Annotated in this window: 14 protein-coding genes; 10 read left to right on the forward strand and 4 right to left on the reverse strand. The window is 42.8% G+C overall.

Annotated features, from left to right (window positions below):
• Nucleotides 1-52 precede the first annotated feature (52 nt).
• The 7 genes from J9537_RS14875 (at nucleotide 53) to J9537_RS14905 (ending at nucleotide 6,603) form a co-directional block, all read left to right on the forward strand.
• Entirely contained in the window at nucleotides 53-388 is a 336-nt protein-coding gene (locus tag J9537_RS14875; RefSeq protein ID WP_218257577.1) for a PadR family transcriptional regulator, read from the forward strand.
• 2 nt (nucleotides 389-390) lie between these two features.
• Entirely contained in the window at nucleotides 391-1,434 is a 1,044-nt protein-coding gene (locus J9537_RS14880; RefSeq protein WP_218257578.1) for an HAAS signaling domain-containing protein, read from the forward strand.
• A 123-nt stretch (nucleotides 1,435-1,557) separates the two neighbouring features.
• Nucleotides 1,558-2,649 carry an SLC13 family permease gene (locus J9537_RS14885; protein ID WP_218257579.1) on the forward strand — a complete coding sequence of 364 codons (1,092 nt, stop codon included), beginning with the start codon at nucleotides 1,558-1,560 and terminating at the stop codon, nucleotides 2,647-2,649.
• A 120-nt stretch (nucleotides 2,650-2,769) separates the two neighbouring features.
• Nucleotides 2,770-3,924 (forward strand): trans-sulfuration enzyme family protein, encoded by a 1,155-nt coding sequence (locus tag J9537_RS14890; protein ID WP_218257580.1) that lies wholly within the window; start codon nucleotides 2,770-2,772, stop codon nucleotides 3,922-3,924.
• 194 nt (nucleotides 3,925-4,118) lie between these two features.
• Nucleotides 4,119-4,577 carry a hypothetical protein gene (locus J9537_RS14895; RefSeq protein WP_218257581.1) on the forward strand — a complete coding sequence of 153 codons (459 nt, stop codon included), beginning with the start codon at nucleotides 4,119-4,121 and terminating at the stop codon, nucleotides 4,575-4,577.
• Between the two features lie 5 nt (nucleotides 4,578-4,582).
• On the forward strand, nucleotides 4,583-5,089 hold the full coding sequence (locus J9537_RS14900; RefSeq protein ID WP_218257582.1) for a prolyl-tRNA synthetase associated domain-containing protein: 507 nt from the start codon (nucleotides 4,583-4,585) through the stop codon (nucleotides 5,087-5,089).
• A gap of 182 nt (nucleotides 5,090-5,271) precedes the next feature.
• Entirely contained in the window at nucleotides 5,272-6,603 is a 1,332-nt protein-coding gene (locus J9537_RS14905; protein WP_218257583.1) for an ISL3 family transposase, read from the forward strand.
• A gap of 86 nt (nucleotides 6,604-6,689) precedes the next feature.
• Here J9537_RS14905 and J9537_RS14910 read toward each other — a convergent pair whose 3' ends face one another.
• Complete coding sequence (locus J9537_RS14910) at nucleotides 6,690-8,462, reverse strand: putative polysaccharide biosynthesis protein (protein ID WP_218257584.1); 1,773 nt, start codon at nucleotides 8,460-8,462, stop codon at nucleotides 6,690-6,692.
• Nucleotides 8,463-8,539: 77 nt separating this feature from the next.
• A complete protein-coding gene (locus J9537_RS14915) occupies nucleotides 8,540-9,235 on the reverse strand; it encodes a TIGR00266 family protein (protein ID WP_218257585.1) in 696 nt (231 codons plus the stop codon).
• 108 nt (nucleotides 9,236-9,343) lie between these two features.
• On the opposite strand from J9537_RS14915, the gene J9537_RS14920 reads away from it, so the two are divergent.
• From J9537_RS14920 to J9537_RS14930, 3 genes are all read left to right on the forward strand, one after another.
• Nucleotides 9,344-10,123 (forward strand): ABC transporter ATP-binding protein, encoded by a 780-nt coding sequence (locus tag J9537_RS14920; protein ID WP_218257586.1) that lies wholly within the window; start codon nucleotides 9,344-9,346, stop codon nucleotides 10,121-10,123.
• 569 nt (nucleotides 10,124-10,692) lie between these two features.
• On the forward strand, nucleotides 10,693-12,156 hold the full coding sequence (locus J9537_RS14925) for an LPXTG cell wall anchor domain-containing protein (RefSeq protein ID WP_218257587.1): 1,464 nt from the start codon (nucleotides 10,693-10,695) through the stop codon (nucleotides 12,154-12,156).
• 167 nt (nucleotides 12,157-12,323) lie between these two features.
• Nucleotides 12,324-13,805 (forward strand): LPXTG cell wall anchor domain-containing protein, encoded by a 1,482-nt coding sequence (locus tag J9537_RS14930; RefSeq protein WP_218257588.1) that lies wholly within the window; start codon nucleotides 12,324-12,326, stop codon nucleotides 13,803-13,805.
• A 65-nt stretch (nucleotides 13,806-13,870) separates the two neighbouring features.
• Here the strand turns inward: J9537_RS14930 and J9537_RS14935 are convergent, their stop codons facing one another.
• The gene (locus J9537_RS14935; RefSeq protein WP_218257589.1) at nucleotides 13,871-15,565 is read right to left on the reverse strand and encodes a M3 family oligoendopeptidase; all 1,695 of its coding nucleotides are present in this window, start codon (nucleotides 15,563-15,565) and stop codon (nucleotides 13,871-13,873) included.
• Between the two features lie 86 nt (nucleotides 15,566-15,651).
• Nucleotides 15,652-16,788 (reverse strand): alanine dehydrogenase, encoded by a 1,137-nt coding sequence (ald, locus tag J9537_RS14940; RefSeq protein ID WP_010743628.1) that lies wholly within the window; start codon nucleotides 16,786-16,788, stop codon nucleotides 15,652-15,654.
• Nucleotides 16,789-16,816 lie beyond the last annotated feature (28 nt).

Consider the following 16,816-nt stretch of genomic DNA (forward strand, 5'->3'; position numbering starts at 1 on the left):
TGTTGACTATAATGTGTATCGCACAGTATAATAGATGTGAAGAGGTGATCACATGCCCGAGAAGGACATTGTACAAAACTATATTACAGAATTAAAAAGGGGAAATTTGGTTTTGGCGGTACTTGGAAGCTTGAACAAACCTCATTACGGTTACGCTTTGCTGCAGACATTACAAGAGCAGGGAATCGATATTGACGCGAACACCTTGTATCCATTGCTAAGAAGATTAGAAAAGCAGGAATTGCTGGTAAGTGATTGGGATACAACGGAAAGCCGGCCAAGGAAATATTATTCAGTCAGCTCGATGGGGACAGAGGTTAGAGCAAAGTTGTTTGAAGAATGGAAAAAAATGCAAAAAAATCTGATTAAACTATATTCGGAGGGGTGAAAATGGAACATTTGATTGAACGTTATATCAATGCGGTGGTAAAACAATTACCGGAAAAAGACCGTGAAGAGGTAGCAAGGGAACTACAGAGCAATATCTATGACATGCTGTCAGATCAGCCAAATGACGCTGAAATCGAGAAAGTCTTGCGAACAATGGGGGCGCCGAGCAAATTAGCTGAGGAGTATCGTCAAAATCCCCGCTATTTGATCTCTCCTCAAGCCTATGACGAGTATCTGCGGTTATTAAAGCTGTTGGTGCCAATAATCGGAATTCTTACTGCGGTGATTGGCGCGGTAACTGGGGTTGTAGAAGTTTTTCAGCAAGGCAGCCAGCAGGTAGATACCATTCTGCAAGTAATTTTTCAATCAGGTATTCAAAGCGGCGTCTCAGGAGTGCTGCATACACTAGTCTGGACAACCATCGGTTTTGTTATTGCTGAACGAACAGGAGCTTTTAAGAAAAAGCCGGATGATTGGAAATTGGAAGATCTGCCTCCGTTGACAAATGAAAAGGTTATCCCGATTTCAGATCCGGTAGCAGAGATCATAGCAACACTTGTCTTTAGTGCTATTTTTATTTTTGTATCGTTAAGTACATTTTCTCATGTTTACATTGAGTCAGTTGGCGTTAGGACCAATGTACCGTTATTCAGCAATAGTTTTACGCGGCTTTTGATTCCGGTCATGGTCATTGGCGTATTGCTAACAATAATTGTTAATGTCATGAAGCTAATTGATCGTCGTTGGACAAATCGAGTGTGCCTTTGGTCAGTCATAGACCATGCAATTTCAGCCATTATGTGGGTTTTTCTATTGATGCATAACAATATATTTAGTCGCGAATTAATTGAACTGGTACAAGAGCAAGAGTGGTCGACCGGAGACATTCTCCATTATATTTCGACTGGAGATACCGCATCGATTCGTCTGATTATTTGTGTAATCATTGTCGCCGTCTCGATGATTCAAATTATTACGGTCATCTACTACCGAAGCAAACGAAATACAGCACAAGAATATTTCAATCAGGAACGAGCTTCCTAATTGCTAATCGACTCTCGCAACCGTGGGAGTCAATTTTTTGTGTAACTTTCCGATTTAGGAGTATGCTGAAAAGGATAATGAAATCAACAGAAGATAAAAAGAAGATGGGAGAGTATAAAGTGTATGTGGAATGCTGTTAAAAATAATCGACTACTAAGCGTTTCCTTGATATTAGCCATCATCAGCTGCTTGACTGGGCGCTTTTCAGCAGCCTTCATTGACTATAAGGTAATCTTCAGCTTGTTTGGCTTAATGCTGTTGATTCAAGGTTTCGAGCAGGTAGGGCTGCTGCGATTCGTCGCGCAAAAATTACTTCACTATTCAAAAAACAGCCGGCAGCTGGTTCAGTTAATGATCCTTCTATCATTGGTTGGTTCGATGTTTTTAACGAATGATGTGGCGATTTTGACCTTGCTGCCGATTTATTTTAAGCTGCTTTCGGTATTGCCGAAATTTAAGGGGCGTTTGCTAGGTAGTGTGTTGATCATCGTGGCGGCAAATCTGGGCAGCAGTTTCTTCCCTTTTGGTAATCCGCAAAATCTATATTTATATGATTACTATCAGGTGCCATTCGGTCAGTTTTTGAGCTGGATGTCTTTGGTTTTACTATTTAGTTTCTTCTCATTATTCCTTTTGACTCTACTGGTAGCAAAGGAATCCTTGAAGGAAATCGAGCTGAAAGAGAATCAGTTTGACCGTAGAGAAACGTCTTTATTGATCGGGCTGATGCTAGTGATGATTTTGGTGGTTCTGAATGTCTTGCCCTATCAGTGGGTCATTCCAGTTATCGCTTTGATTGTCTGGTTTTATCGACGAGAGTTATTTAGTAAAGTGGATTATGGCTTGCTGCTGACCTTTGTCTGTTTTTTCATCATCGTGGGAAATATCGGCGATGCTGAGTTTATCAAACGCTTTTTACAAGCGTTAAGCGGCAAACAAATTTATTTGGCAGGGTTAGGCTTGAGTCAGGTCATTTCCAATGTCCCCGCAGCCTTTTTAATCGCGCCTTTTACTTCGAATCAGCAGGCGGTTATTCTAGGTGTAAATATCGGCGGGTTAGGGACACTATTAGCCTCCTTAGCCAACCTGATCGGCTACAATTTGTTTCGCCTGTATTATCCGAATGAGACGAAGAAGTTCCTTGGTTTATTTAGTGTCGTCAATTTTGGTCTGCTTCTGTTCTTGGGAACGATCTTTTATTTCTTTATCCATTAAAAAGCGCCAAGAATTCCTAAAAATAAGCTAAGTTTCTTATGGGAATTCATCCAAAAATGATGAAAACGCTTTAAATAGTGTTAAGCTAATCCTGTGAGTAATGACTAAGGGGGATTTGTGATGAAAGATAAGACAAAGCTGATTCATGGCTATCATGCGTTCGATGAAGAGACTGGCGCTTCATCCATTCCGATTTACCAATGTTCAACCTTTAAGCAAGCATCTATTAAAGAGGGACAAGCGTATACGTATTCCCGTTTCGGCAATCCAACGAGAACGGCTTTAGAAGAGGCTGTCGCGGCTTTAGAAGAAGGAAAATATGCAACAGCCTTCGCCTCGGGAATGGGCGCGATCTCGGCGGTGCTGTTGAGCTTTAATCAAGGCGATCATCTAGTGATGTGTAAAAGTATTTATGGAGGGACCTTCCAGTTAGTCAATGAAGTGATGAATCGCTTCGGCATTGAAGTGACCTTCGTTGATGAGACTGATCTTATGGAGTGGGAGCATGCGATTCGACCAAACACCCGCGGTCTTTATTTGGAGACTCCTTCGAACCCGTTGCTTTCGGTGACTGATATCGCGAGGGTGGTGGCGCTGGCTAAAGAACATCATTTAGTAACCATCATCGACAACACCTTTATGACACCGCAATTTCAGAAACCATTGGCTTTAGGGGTAGATGTTGTGATCCACAGTGCCACGAAATTCATCAATGGTCACAGCGACGTGGTAGCAGGATTGGTCGTAACAAATGATGAGGAATGGCATACTCAAATCAAGCTGCAGCAAAAAGTTCTAGGCGGCATCTTAGGCGTAGAGGACTGCTGGCTGACCATGCGGGGCTTGAAAACCATGAGTTTGCGGATGGAGCAGAGTGCCCGCAGCGCTGAGAAGATCAGTGAAATGCTAGAAAAGCATCCGGTGGTACAAAAGGTTCATTATCCAGGACTGCCAAGCCATCCAGGTTATGAAGTTCATAAACGTCAAGCCACTAGCGGTGGAGCGGTACTGTCTTTTGAGCTGGCAAATCAGGAAGCTGTTTATACGTTTGCGGATGCCTTGCAGCTGCCGATCGCGGCGGTGAGTCTAGGGGGTGTCGAATCCATTCTGTCCTATCCGGTCACTATGAGTCACGCCTGTGTGCCAAAAGAAGAGCGTGACAAACAAGGTGTAACCGAAGGACTGCTGCGGCTGTCTGTAGGAATCGAGGATACCGAGGATTTGATTAAGGATTTGGAGCAGGCTCTTACAAAAGTTCGCTTAACTGTAAAATAAGATGATAGGAGAGGACAAAAGTTTTTGTTCTCTCCCTTTTTACGAACAAATGGCAACTTCTTTGGGTAGAAGGGGGATTTTTTGAAGGCAATCATTTCTCTCATAAATATCGTCTAGATCTTTTTAGAAAAATCGTTCCCTTAACTTGAAGGATTTCGGTATAATGGTATCATCTCTTAGAGGAAGTGAACGTCATGATTGAGAATCTTTTGCGCCCAGAAGTCTTGCTTTCGAACGTGGTTGTTTGTTTAGCGACTTTTTTAATTACGCGGTGGGCCATAAAACGAAAAGAAAAACCGCAGCAGCGAAAGGAAGTTGTCCAAGCACCAAAACGGACGGCGGATGGCTGGGCCGTTTTGGAAGCTTCACTGGCTACGCTGCAATCTTATAAAAAAAATCTGAATACATACGGCTACGCCTATTTTCAAGAAACGACCCCGATCGTGGTTAAGCAGTTGAAGGCCGAAGCAGGCAGCTTGATTCCTTCAGAGTCAAATAAAGCCATCCCAGCGTTGCTGGAAGAAAATTATGAGACATTGGAGGGCTTCCAGCAGCGCGACGTGTCAGATACGAAAAAGCTGGAATTAGAAGTATTGAATCACGTCAATAAAACCATCATTACGTGGCGCAATCTTTTAAAAGAAAGCAGGTGAGAGAAATGACCAAAGCGACGGATACGGAAGTGTATCAACTGCTGGAGAAATGGCAGATTCCTTATGAGCGTGTGGATCACAAGGCGGTGTATACGGTGGCAGAGATTGATTTTTCAATTGATGGGACCGACGTGAAAAATTTATTGATGAAGAGCAAGAAAAGTCAGTACTATTATTTTGTGATCTGTCCTGGAGAAAAGCGTTTGGATATCAAAGCACTTGCCAAAGAGTTGGGAGAAAAGCAATTGTCCTTTGCCTCAGAAGCAGAACTCTTTGAGCTGCTGGGCTTAGAGCGAGGCTCTGTAACACCATTGGCTTTGCCTCATGATCGAGAGCAGCGAATTACGCTGATAATCGACGAGGTCATTGATCAATCAGAAAAAATCGGGTTTCATCCCAATATAAATACAGCGACACTGGTGATCGCCTTTCGTGATTTTCAACGATTTTTAGCGAACCTGTCCATCGAACCACACTATTTAACCATTCCGGAAAAACAGCCCGAAGCGTAAGCTTTGAGCTGTTTTTTGCGTAGACAAAAAACTCCCCGCAGAATTATCTGGCTCTATAATATCTAGTGTTGGTGACACCTTCTGTTGCCAACACTTTTTCTTTTTTTCTAATAAACGCAAACAGACACCTTGAAATCCTTTAGAATAAAGTCGACGAAAACCATTCAAAGGAGTGTTTCAAGATGTCCTATTCAGAGTTTACCAAAGAGTTACTAGATATTCTAGACCTAAATCTTACCTTTCATGAGAATGCCTTTCGCAAAGAGCGAATCAAGGACGAGACCTGTTTTGTTTTTGATGGCACATTAACCTATCGACCAGAAGAATGCTTTCATTGCCGCTATGAAAATGATCAAACGATCATTAAATGGGGCTGGAAGAAAGTCTCTATCTTATTAAATGACGTCAGTAACTACAAGACGATTCTGCGGATAAACAAGCAACGCTTTAAGTGTAAACACTGTGGGAAAACTTTTTTAGCCGAAGATTCGGTTAGTGATCGTCACTGCTCCATTGCCCGCAGAGTCAAACAAGCCGTTCTCGAACTATTAAGTGAGCCTCTTTCTATGTCCTTGATCGCACGCATGAAACACGTTTCTCCAACAACGGTTATTCGGATCCTTCGCAGCCTTCGGCCTAAAACCATTTCTTTGAACCAGCCACTGCCAGAAGTGTTGTGTTTTGATGAATTCAAATCAGTGAAAAATGTCTCGGGTGCTATGAGCTTTGTCATGATGGATGGCAAAACCCATCAACTGATCGACATTGTGGAAAATCGTCAACTCGATCCTTTACGCGACTATTTCTTGCGTTATCCCAGAAAGGTACGGGAACAAGTACGTCTAGTGGTTTCAGATTTCTATACACCCTATCGTACATTGGTGAAAGATTGTTTTCCGAATGCCCGAATCGTCGCCGATCGCTTTCATATCAGTCAACACATTGGCCGAGCATTTACCAATCACCGAATTCAGATAATGAAGTCCTTTAGAAAAGGCGACAGTCGATCAAAACATTTAAAGAAATACTGGAAACTGCTTCAGAAGAATGCGTGGGAATTGAAGGGGAGACACCGCTACTGGCGACCTTCTTTTCGGGCACATCTAACGGAAGCAGAAATCGTCGATCGCCTGTTGTCTTACGATGACTCCCTAAAGCAAGGCTACGAAGTCTATCAGCACTTTCTGTCCGCTATCAGAAGACGAGATGTTCCTGATTTCACGAAGCTTTTAAAGGAAAATTACAAAGAGTTACCAGAACACTACCAACCAGTGATTACGACCTTCAAAAAGTACCAAACAGAAATCAAACGCGCGTTGCGGGTTCCCTATTCCAACGGGCCACTGGAATGTTTGAACAACCATATCAAAGTACTAAAACGAATGGCCTATGGCTTTAGAAACTTCCAAAACTACCGAGAGCGAATCTTTTTGTATCGCGGAAAGTATTTCAAGAAAACCACCCAAATGAACAAGACCAGAACGACAACACGGCTAGACAGAAGAGCTGCCTAGCCGTGTGAATGACTTGATTATTCTATTGAATTTCTTCACCAACACTCATTAACGAAGAGCCAATTATCTACGGGGAGTGAAGCTGTTTAGCGCATGTGTAAGCGACGACGGATGCCGTCCACTCGTGGACCTAATAATTTGTCGGCCATGCGTGTCTTTAGTGCTAAGATCATGTAGGTGAAGCCGCCAAATGCAGCGACGATTAAAATAATGATCATTGATTGAACCTTTGAATCCGCATTTAAGAATTGTTCACAACCAAATTTCACGACGAAAGCGACTGCCCCCATGATGAGCGACATCACGGTGACCTTAATGATCGATGTCACGGTTTCTCTAAATGGAAACTGTGAGATAACATGGATGCGGTCTAATAGGAACATGTTTGCGACCAAGAAACCAACAAAGGTTGCGATTAATGGCCCATAGGCTTCAAACAAAAAGGTCAGTGGGAACTGCGCGACGATTTTGACAAAGATCCCGATCGCTAAAAACCAGACGGCCTGCATATTGCCATCCAACCCTTGGAGCATAGTAGAGCAAACCATGAATAATCCCATCATGATCCCCACCACACAGGAAGCGGCTAATAAGTCCGATCCTAATTGATTTGGCCAGTAGAACAGCGTGTTCAATGGATACGCCAGAACGAACATTCCGACAGTTGCCGGCATCATGACGAAGAACAGCAATTGGATATTGTTCGTGACTAATTTTGCTAACCCTTGGTGATCTTTTTTCGTAAAGCGTTCTGTGATCAATGGCAGACCAGCGGTTGCCATTGCGGTACCTAGCGCGATGACCACCATTGTTAATTTGTCCGGGTTTGCAGAGATCAAGGCGAATAAATCAGCGTTTGTGGCAGCGGAATTATCCGTCACGATCGACATGATTTTTTCAAAGGAGTATTGATCGATCAATTTAAAAATACTGATGGCACTTCCCACGATAATGAACGGAATCGCCTGTTGAATCATCTGTAAAACCAATTGTCGGCCAGAGAAGGTGATCTGATTGTTACTTTCTCTAATAAGCTCGCGAAAGGCGCTTCGTTCCTTTAGCAGTGAGAATAGCAGAACCCCCATTGCAAAGGCTACCCCAATAAAGGCGGCGAAGGTCGAGTGAACCACAGCAGTCTTGTAGCTGCCGTTATTGATCTGCATGATGATGAAAGCCGAAGCCAGCATATAGCAGACCCGAGCGATTTGTTCGACAATTTGCGAAATCGCGTAGGGCTTCATGTTGTTGTTTCCTTGGAAGAAGCCGCGAATCACACTCATAGCAGGGAAAATCAGTAGTACGACGCTTAAAGAGCGCATCACTGGCACCAAATCAGCATTTCCTTGAGAAAGATAAGGGGCGCCCAAAAACATGATGGCGGCACAAATAATCCCGCCGATCGTCATCAGCCGCATCGTATAAAACAGCAGCTTTTTACTTAATCCATATTCATTCATAGAATTATAACGAGCGGTCTGCTTCGCTACCGCCGCTGGAATCCCAGCGGTCGAGATCATCAGGAAGAGGGCATAAACGTTATACCCTTTTGTGTATAAATAATTGGCCTCCAACCCATGAGGCTGCATCCAAGCGATCCATGGAATAACGTAAACCGCTCCTAATAGTCGGGAAAAGATGTTGCCGACGGTCAGCCATGCGGTGCTTTGCACCATTTTTTCTTGTGCCGTTGCTTGTTTTTTAGGTTGCGGCGCGACGGGTTCGGTCGGCTCAACCTCTGTTACTTGAACGGCTTTCTTTTTTCTTTCCTTTTTCGGCGGTGCGACCGCTTCGGTATGATAACGAGCCATCCGCGAGGGTGTTTCCCGGAACTCGTTTTCGTGTGTATTATTATCAGTCATATTAACCAGCTTTCTGCAACAGTATCCATCATATTTTACCTGTTCTTTCTTCTAGTTACAATCCTGTCTTGCAATCTTTAAGAATTAGGGATGAAGGTATTGATATGGCTGGCGAAACTTTCGAGATTGCGGGTTTGAATATATACGGTTCCGCGGCCGTGGAACTCATTTACGACGCCTTCACCAGTTTTGAAACCAAAGGTGCCTGACGCGACACGAATATTGTAATCTAACGAACTCGTCCATGCGATGACATGCTGATTGTCGATGATCACAGGTGCTTGCCCATCCAGATCGATCTTTTCAACGTCGCCAAAGGCCGAAACCAAAATTTGTCCGCTGCCCGTTGTCTCCATGACGAAGAGTCCGCCAGTGCCGCCTAAAAGAGCGCCCGAAAGCTTTTGCCGCTTCATTTGATAATTGACGTTTTCTTCGCTGGCAAGAAAAGCACCGGTGTTTAGGCGCCAATGCTCTGCACCAACATCTAATGCAAAGATTTTTCCTGGAACAGCAGGGGCGATGGCGATCACCGCTTCATTTGAATGGGCAGTCGCTGTGCTGATAAAGAAACTTTCACCGCTAGTTACTGAACGGCCTAGGGCGCTTAAGGCGCCGCCGATCCCTTTCTTGCCATTCGTGTTCATTTGACCTTCCAATTCAATCTCACCAAGCTCATAGACCATCGCACCCGGTTCAATCCGCAGTTTTTCTCCTTGTTGCAGGTGGACCTTCGCGATTGGCGCAAAAGTACTTTCGGATAATTCATAATTCATAGGTAAAGCTCCCTTCCAAAGACATTTGCTAAAATTATATCATTTCCCATATCTTTTCTGTGTTGTTTTGATAAAATTGTTAAAAGGGAAGAATATGGAGGCGTAGGTATGGAAATTTTAGCGTTTGAACAGGTTCAATTTATTCGTCAGCAGAAAGCCCTGCTGCAGGAAATCAATTGGCGGATCGAAGCGGGTGAGGATTGGGCAGTTCTAGGATTAAACGGGGCAGGAAAGAGTCTGATGCTGAACATGATCTCAGGCAATTTGTGGCCATCCAGCGGCAAGCTGACGGTTTTAGGGGAAGTTTTCGGGCGGACCTCGATCCCCGATCTGACGAAACGAATCGGCTGGGTGAGTCAATCGCTGCAGGAGCGTATTCATCGAGAGGAGCAGGCAGAATATATCGTCTTGTCAGGGAAATTTGCCAGTATTGGTATTTATCAAGAATACACAACAGCTGAATTGGATGAAGCGAAACAGCTGATGGCGTCTTTGGGAGCCAAAAAGCTGATTGGAAAAGTGTATCAGGTGCTATCGCAAGGAGAAAAACAGCTCATTTTGATCGCACGGGCACTGATGGCAAAACCAGAGCTGTTGATTTTAGATGAACCTTGTAATGGATTGGATTTATTTGCGCGAGAGGATCTGTTATCGCGTATCAAAGAAATGAAACGATCGGCCGACGCGCCAAGCCTGCTCTATGTGACGCACCATACGGAAGAGATTCTACCGCTGTTGAATCATGTGTTGATGATTCGTGACGGGAAAATTTTCAAGCAAGGCAAACGAGAAGAACTGCTGCAAGAACAAGTACTGAACGATTTCTATCAACGACCGATCGCTATCCATGAAATGTCCGATGATCGATTGATGGTCATTCCTAAATAGGTAGAGGCTTCTCCTAAGAGGAGGAGCCATTTTTTTTGCGGTTAAAATAACGATATAAAAATCGCAAAAGAAATATTACTCCTCTTTTTCCATCTAATTATTGGGATATACAGCCGGATCATTCAAAAAAGTTACTTATAACGTTATTTATAGTGCCTTTTAAATAGAACCTTATACAAGAATTAAGTCCTAATAATTATCGCTATTTATTCGTTTTTAAGATATTCCATTTTATTTTAGAATCTTATTGAATATGTTTTGAATGTTATAATATGTTCGACTATGAGAATGCGAAGAACTGTCGTTTATATCTATGGAAAGTCAGTAATGGTCAATGTATTTTTGCTAGTGAGACGACGTTAGAATTAAAGCGTTCGTCTTTATTTATTTTGATTAATACATTTTTATGTTATTTTGAATTGTTTTATAGTGGTCGATCTAAAAATAGAAACGTTAATTTAATTAATTTTAACAAGGATTTAAAAGGTGCTTTTATATTTTTACAGAAAATACTTTTCTTTTAAAGATGTTATAATAATAGTTGGTATTCAATAGAAGGAGGACGTTTTATGTTTAGAAAAAGTGTTCATTTATTTTCCGTCGCGCTCCTAGGGTTGTCCTTAGTGCCAAGCAATGCTTGGGCTGATGAGATAGCGGAGCCCGCTGTACCTAATGTAACAACTGAATTCATTGAAAGCCCTACCGTAGAAGTAGAGCAGGCTGTTTCAGAGCCAGAGATCGAAGTTAGCGAACCGCAGCCAGAACCAGAGGTCGTTCCTGAGGAGCCTGAAGAGGCAGAACTGATCGAGGAGCCTGTAGCTGTCGAAACGGAGTTGCCGGAACAAGAGAGTGCTCCCAAAGAGAAAGTCGCTTTAGAAGCAACGCCAGAGCCTGAGAAAGAGGCAGTAACTAGCCAAGTAAACATTAGTCAACAGGTAGTAGCTGAACCGGCTGATACCATTCAACAGCCGAGAGCAGCAAGAGCGACGACGCCTGTGCTTAAGGATGATTATGATGGAAAAATCGTCGATCATGAAAAAGCGATCACAGATGAGGACGCGAAGATTACTGCTGAGTATAATTTTATGCCGAATTTTGACAATCTTGATGATATTGTCGTGACTTCAAATGGCGGCTATCTAGAGCGCTCTACGTATTACCTTTTTGATTTGACGACGGAATCGGCGAATTCAATCGCAGTGATTTATAAAAATGTCGGTACTTATAATGGAAAAGTGGTAGATATGAAGGTAACAGTCAAAGATTGGACCGCATTTTCCGGTAGTGTTTATAATCAGCTTTATATTTATAAAGGAAACGGGATATCGATGCATGGTATCAGCGATGTTCGCCTGAATTATTCCTTTATTGATAATGTAACCTCTGCGGCAATGAATGTTTCTGGCTTCTTTAATTTTACAGATATTGACTTGCGGCAAAGCATCGATCTCTTCGATCATAATAATGTTCAGAATTATTATGTGACGAAGGACAATCAGCTTTATTTTAAGTCACACAACGGGTATATCCGTATCGGGGAGATTGATGGAAAAGGGACCTCTGATTTTGACATGGATCATTGGCTGACCTATACGTATAAAAATGTGTCAAACTTTGATGTTCGCTACAATCAAGATTATGAGACAGGCGCAGTGTTTAATTACACCTATCAAGCGCCTATCGTAATAGAAGAAAAGCCGACAAAACCAGTGGAGAAGGAGCCTGAAGAAGTTGAGGAGCCGATAGTCATTGAGGAAACACCGGAAAAAGAAATAGTTGAAAAGGAAGTCGAACTAGCTGTCCCTGTAGTTGCAGAGAAAAAGACAGAAACGATCACTGTTACACCGACTGTCAAATCTACGGTGAAAGCTGAAAAAGTCGAACCAGTAGAAACACAGGTCGTACAAGCTAAGCCATTAAAGCAAGCAGTATTACCGCAAACCAATGATCAGACAAATACAATCTTTACCATTCTTGGCGGTGCGTGTCTTTTCTTGCTTGGGGCACTTTTCTTGAATAAAAAAAAGGTATAAAAGCAAAGTGGCTGTGACAAAGCTTGTCACAGTCGCTTTTTTTCTCAATTTTTGTTTATAATCAGATAATAAATATAGCTTAAATCGACATAATAATAAAAATATTCTTCTTTATGACAACTAATGTTATAATATATGTTGTTATGTATGATAAAGGAGGTCTTTTTATGGCGAAAAAAAGTATTTATTTGTTTTCAACCGTAATTTTAGGTGTTTCACTGGTACCAAATGCTGCTTGGGCGAACGAAACTGCGGAATCAATAGAAAATAACGTGACGACCGAAATTGTCGAAAGCGCGAGTATGAATCAAGTACAACCTGTTGCAGAAACGCTCTCTTCGCAACCAATCGAGCAAGAGGGAGCCGCTGTGGCAGAAGAGAGTCATCAAGAGGAAACGCCTGTATTAGTTTCAGAAGGACAGGAAATGACTTCAGAAACTACGGACTCAGGAGTAGGCGAGGCTTCTCCTGTTTCTACTAGCATAGATGATGTTCCAGTAGAAACGGAACATCAGGAGTCTGTTTCAACAGAGGAACCGACTGTTGAATCCGGGGAATCAGTAGAACCGACTGTCTCCAATCCAGCCGATTACGCGGAACCTGAAACAATCAATGAAGCTGTCAGTACAAAAGCCTCGACGCCACCGTTAAAAAATGATAATGATGGGAAAATCGTGGATCACGACCAAGCTATAACGGACGAAAATACGAAGATTCCTACTGATTATGAGTTTATGCCGAACTTCGCGAATGTGGAGGACATCGTGATCGGCGGGACAAACAATTATACCAGTGACGGCTATTCCTACGTGTTTGACCTTGATTCAGAGAAGCCTAATACAATTACGGTGACCTATAAAAATGTTGGTACCTATAAAGGAAAAACCATTGATATGCGAATTACCGTCAAAGGATGGACGGCTTTGGCAGGAAAACAGGTCCTATATATAAACAAGGACAATGGGATCACCATGAAGGGAATCAGAGATGTTCTTTTAAATTATGCCTTTCTTGATAACTTGAACGCAAATCCAGTAAATGTCTCTGGCTTTTTTAACTTTACAGATATTGATTTTGAGCAAAGTATCGATCTCTTCAACAACAATAATATTCAAAATTTTTATGTTACGAAAAACAATCAGCTCTACTATAAGGTGCATAATGATTACATTAAAATCGGTGAAATTAACAATCAGAATACCAATCATTACGACATGCGCTATTGGCTGACTTATACGTATAAGAACGTATCAAAGTTCGATGTTCGGTACAATCAAGACTACGAGACAGACGCGGTCTTCAATTATTCCTTTAAGCTGCCCTTTGCGATGGGGGGGATTTCAGATGGGGTCGATCCGACGATTCCCATTGATGTAGAAATGCCGGATGAGGAGAAGCAAACGGAAAGTACCCAAAGTAATACGACTGGAACCTTCTCCTCGTCTGTCATCATTGAGAATGCAGAGGGGACAGACTGGTCGGTTCAGGCAAGCGTTCCGTCGACTGCTCCAGATCAAATGACAACAGTGCAGACCAAACAAGCGGAGCTGCCAAAAACCAATGAACAAACCAGTTCAATTTTGACGATTATCGGGGGTGCCTGCGTCTTCCTGTTTACAGCACTCTTTCTAAATAAGAAAAAAATCTAAGCAAAAAAAGAAGTGGACACAAACGTATTGTGCCACTTCTTTTTTCATAGAAACGAACTTCCATTTTAATTAACGTCAGGAAAAGCCGCTAAAAACGTTTCAACTGAAACTAGTAAATCCGACATTTTCTCTCGATCAAAAGGAGAAGCGAGATGTCCTAATTGAACAGTTTCTAAAAAGGTTTGGCTGCCGCCAACTCGACAAATCGCTAAGTAATCCTCCCAAGTCGTCGGATCTTTTTTGACGATACTACGTTCCCAAAACTGCAGTGCACACACTTGCGCTAAGGTGTAATCAATGTAGTAGAAGGGCACTTCAAAAATATGTCCTTGGCGATACCAATAAATTCCTCGAGTTAAAGCTTCAGATTCTTCGTAATTTCGTTCTGGACAATAAAGCTGTTCCAGTTCACGCCAGCAGCTCTTACGCTCCGCAGCAGACCAGTCAGGGTGTAAATAGACTGCTTCTTGGAAATGATCCACCAATGCACCATAAGGGAGAAATTGTAAAGCGCTGCTTAAATGGGCGAAGGTATATTTTTCCTTTTCTGAGCCAAAGAATTTGTCCATCCACGGCCAAGTTAAAAATTCCATACTCATGGAGTGAATCTCAGCGGTATCAGAGGTCGGGAAGACCAACTCAGGTTCCTCGATCCAGCGAGATAGATAACTTTGAAAGGCGTGGCCAGTCTCATGGGTTAAAACATCGACATCATCTGACGTGCCATTGAAGTTGGCAAAAATGAAGGGCATTTGCACACCGTCAATAAACTCACAGTAGCCGCCGCTTTGCTTGCCGGGGCGACTAATCAGGTCCAATAACTCATCCTGAACCATGAGATCAAAGAAATCCCCTGTTTCTTTCGACAACTCGTGATACATTTGTTGCGCTTTTTCCACTAATTTGTCGCTGGTGCCTTGTGGTTGAGGATTCCCCTCAGGAAAAACCAATGGCAGGTCGTAATGGGCCAGAACCTCAACACCCAGCCGCTCTCGTTGCCGCTCGTAAAGCTTTTGATTGATCGGCACGACTTTTTCAACGATAAAGCGTCGGAATGCGTGCAGCCGAGAACGGTCATAACCCCAGCGGTTCATCAAGCGATCGCCGTATTCCACATAATTGGCGAAACCAAGGTTCTTTGCTTGCTGGTGTCGATTGTGTACGAGCTGATCGTAAATTGCATCGATTTCTTCCTCATGATCTGTAAAAAAGCTTTCGTAAACCTCATGAGCCGCCCGACGTGTTTCTCGGCTCGGATCAGTGAAGTAAGCAGATAACTCGGAAAGCGTCAGTGTCTTCCCATTAAACTCAAGTTCAGCAGAAGCGATTAAAAGGGTATATTGACTGACTACTTCATTTTCCTGCTGCTTCAATTCAATTACGGAATCATCTAATAGACGTAATTGATCTTCTGCAAATAGAAAAAGTGTTTCAGGGTATTCTTTTTCTAACTGACTACGGAAAGGAGAACGAAGCAGGCTTTGATAAAAGCGATTATGAATTTGGCCGACCAAAGGCTCATGATGATCCCAAAACTCATTTTCCTCACGATAGAATGAATCATAGTTATCAATAGAGAAGCGAATATAGGCCAATTTTAAATTTTTAGCCATTTCGCTGCGTAAGTGATTCAGCTTCTGTAAAGCTTGTTTGGCTTGTGAATAATTGTCCGCATGAACGAATCGCTCGTTTGCCTTGTTGAATACCTCTTCGTATTGCACAAGGTCAGGACGTTTGTAGGGAAACTCTGAGAATCGCATTGAAAAAACCTCCTATAGTAAAAGAATTCAGTTCATTATAACAAAAAAACCTGTCAGCAGACGCTGACAGGTTCCTCCTGTTTTGTTTATGAATTCATCATTAACTCTTCGTTTAGTACTTCATCGATTGGTGTGTATTCCATGGATAGATCATGGGCTACTGCTTCAATCGTTAGCTTGCCGTTGTAAGTATTAACTCCGCGGCGAAGGGCCAAATTGTCCTTTAATAGCTCTTCTAAAGGATTATTCGCTAACAAGTTGGCGTAGCTCATTGTGCTATTGCTTAACGCGTAGGTAGCCGTTTGTGGAACTGCACCAGGCATGTTTGCTACCGCGTAGTGTACAACGCCTTCTTTCACATAGGTTGGATCATCATGAGTAGTTACACGATCTTCGGTTTCAAAGATTCCGCCTTGATCGATCGCTACGTCCACGATGACTGAATGATCAGGAATATTAGCCACCATTTCTTTTGTCACTAAAGTCGGTGCTTTGTGACCTGGAATCAATACTGCACCAATCACTAAATCGGCAGTTTTAATGCATTCTTGGATGTTGTAGCTATTTGACATCATTGTTTGTACACTGTTGCCAAAAATAATGTCTAATTCTTTCAAGCGAGGAACGCTGACGTCAAGTATTGTCACGTTAGCGCCTAAGCCTACAGCTAATTTCGCTGCATTTAGACCTACGACACCGCCGCCGATAACAACGACATTGCCGCGACGAACACCGGGAACACCGGATAATAAGATACCTTTGCCGCCATTGACGCGTTCTAAATAATTGGCACCGATTTGCGCGGCCATTCGTCCAGCTATTTCACTCATTGGAGCAAGCAATGGCAGTGTATTGTCTGCGGGCTGAACATTTTCATAGGCGATGGCATTTACACCGCTGTTCACTAATGCTTCAGTTAAAGGTTTGTTTGCTGCTAAATGCAAATAGGTGAATAGTAGTAACCCTTTGCGGAAATATTGATATTCTTCAGGAAGCGGTTCTTTCACTTTCATGACCATGTCAGCTGCCCAAACGTCTGCGGCATTTTCGATGATCGTCGCACCTGCAGCTACATACTCATCGTCAGCGATGGCAGAGCCTTTGCCAGCATCTTTTTCCACTAATACTTGATGGCCGCGGTTGGTCAGATCAAATACGCCAGATGGGGGAAGGGCAACCCGGTTTTCATTGTTCTTGATTTCTTTAGGAATTCCAATAATCATTTAATACACTCCTTTTTGAAGTAGTCGT

It is taken from the genome of Enterococcus raffinosus (assembly GCF_019175485.1).
Classification (GTDB): Bacteria; Bacillota; Bacilli; order Lactobacillales; family Enterococcaceae; genus Enterococcus_A; species Enterococcus_A raffinosus.

Excerpts from the sequence above, each read along its gene's own strand:
- J9537_RS14875 (WP_218257577.1), top strand. The coding sequence starts at position 53 with ATGCCCGAGAAGGACATTGTACAAAACTATATTACAGAATTAAAAAGG.
- ald (WP_010743628.1), bottom strand. The coding sequence starts at position 16,788 with ATGATTATTGGAATTCCTAAAGAAATCAAGAACAATGAAAACCGGGTT.
- J9537_RS14935 (WP_218257589.1), bottom strand. The coding sequence starts at position 15,565 with ATGCGATTCTCAGAGTTTCCCTACAAACGTCCTGACCTTGTGCAATAC.
- J9537_RS14915 (WP_218257585.1), bottom strand. The coding sequence starts at position 9,235 with ATGAATTATGAATTATCCGAAAGTACTTTTGCGCCAATCGCGAAGGTC.
- J9537_RS14905 (WP_218257583.1), top strand. The coding sequence starts at position 5,272 with ATGTCCTATTCAGAGTTTACCAAAGAGTTACTAGATATTCTAGACCTA.
- J9537_RS14890 (WP_218257580.1), top strand. The coding sequence starts at position 2,770 with ATGAAAGATAAGACAAAGCTGATTCATGGCTATCATGCGTTCGATGAA.
- J9537_RS14910 (WP_218257584.1), bottom strand. The coding sequence starts at position 8,462 with ATGACTGATAATAATACACACGAAAACGAGTTCCGGGAAACACCCTCG.
- J9537_RS14885 (WP_218257579.1), top strand. The coding sequence starts at position 1,558 with ATGTGGAATGCTGTTAAAAATAATCGACTACTAAGCGTTTCCTTGATA.
- J9537_RS14920 (WP_218257586.1), top strand. The coding sequence starts at position 9,344 with ATGGAAATTTTAGCGTTTGAACAGGTTCAATTTATTCGTCAGCAGAAA.
- J9537_RS14880 (WP_218257578.1), top strand. The coding sequence starts at position 391 with ATGGAACATTTGATTGAACGTTATATCAATGCGGTGGTAAAACAATTA.
- J9537_RS14930 (WP_218257588.1), top strand. The coding sequence starts at position 12,324 with ATGGCGAAAAAAAGTATTTATTTGTTTTCAACCGTAATTTTAGGTGTT.
- J9537_RS14895 (WP_218257581.1), top strand. The coding sequence starts at position 4,119 with ATGATTGAGAATCTTTTGCGCCCAGAAGTCTTGCTTTCGAACGTGGTT.
- J9537_RS14925 (WP_218257587.1), top strand. The coding sequence starts at position 10,693 with ATGTTTAGAAAAAGTGTTCATTTATTTTCCGTCGCGCTCCTAGGGTTG.
- J9537_RS14900 (WP_218257582.1), top strand. The coding sequence starts at position 4,583 with ATGACCAAAGCGACGGATACGGAAGTGTATCAACTGCTGGAGAAATGG.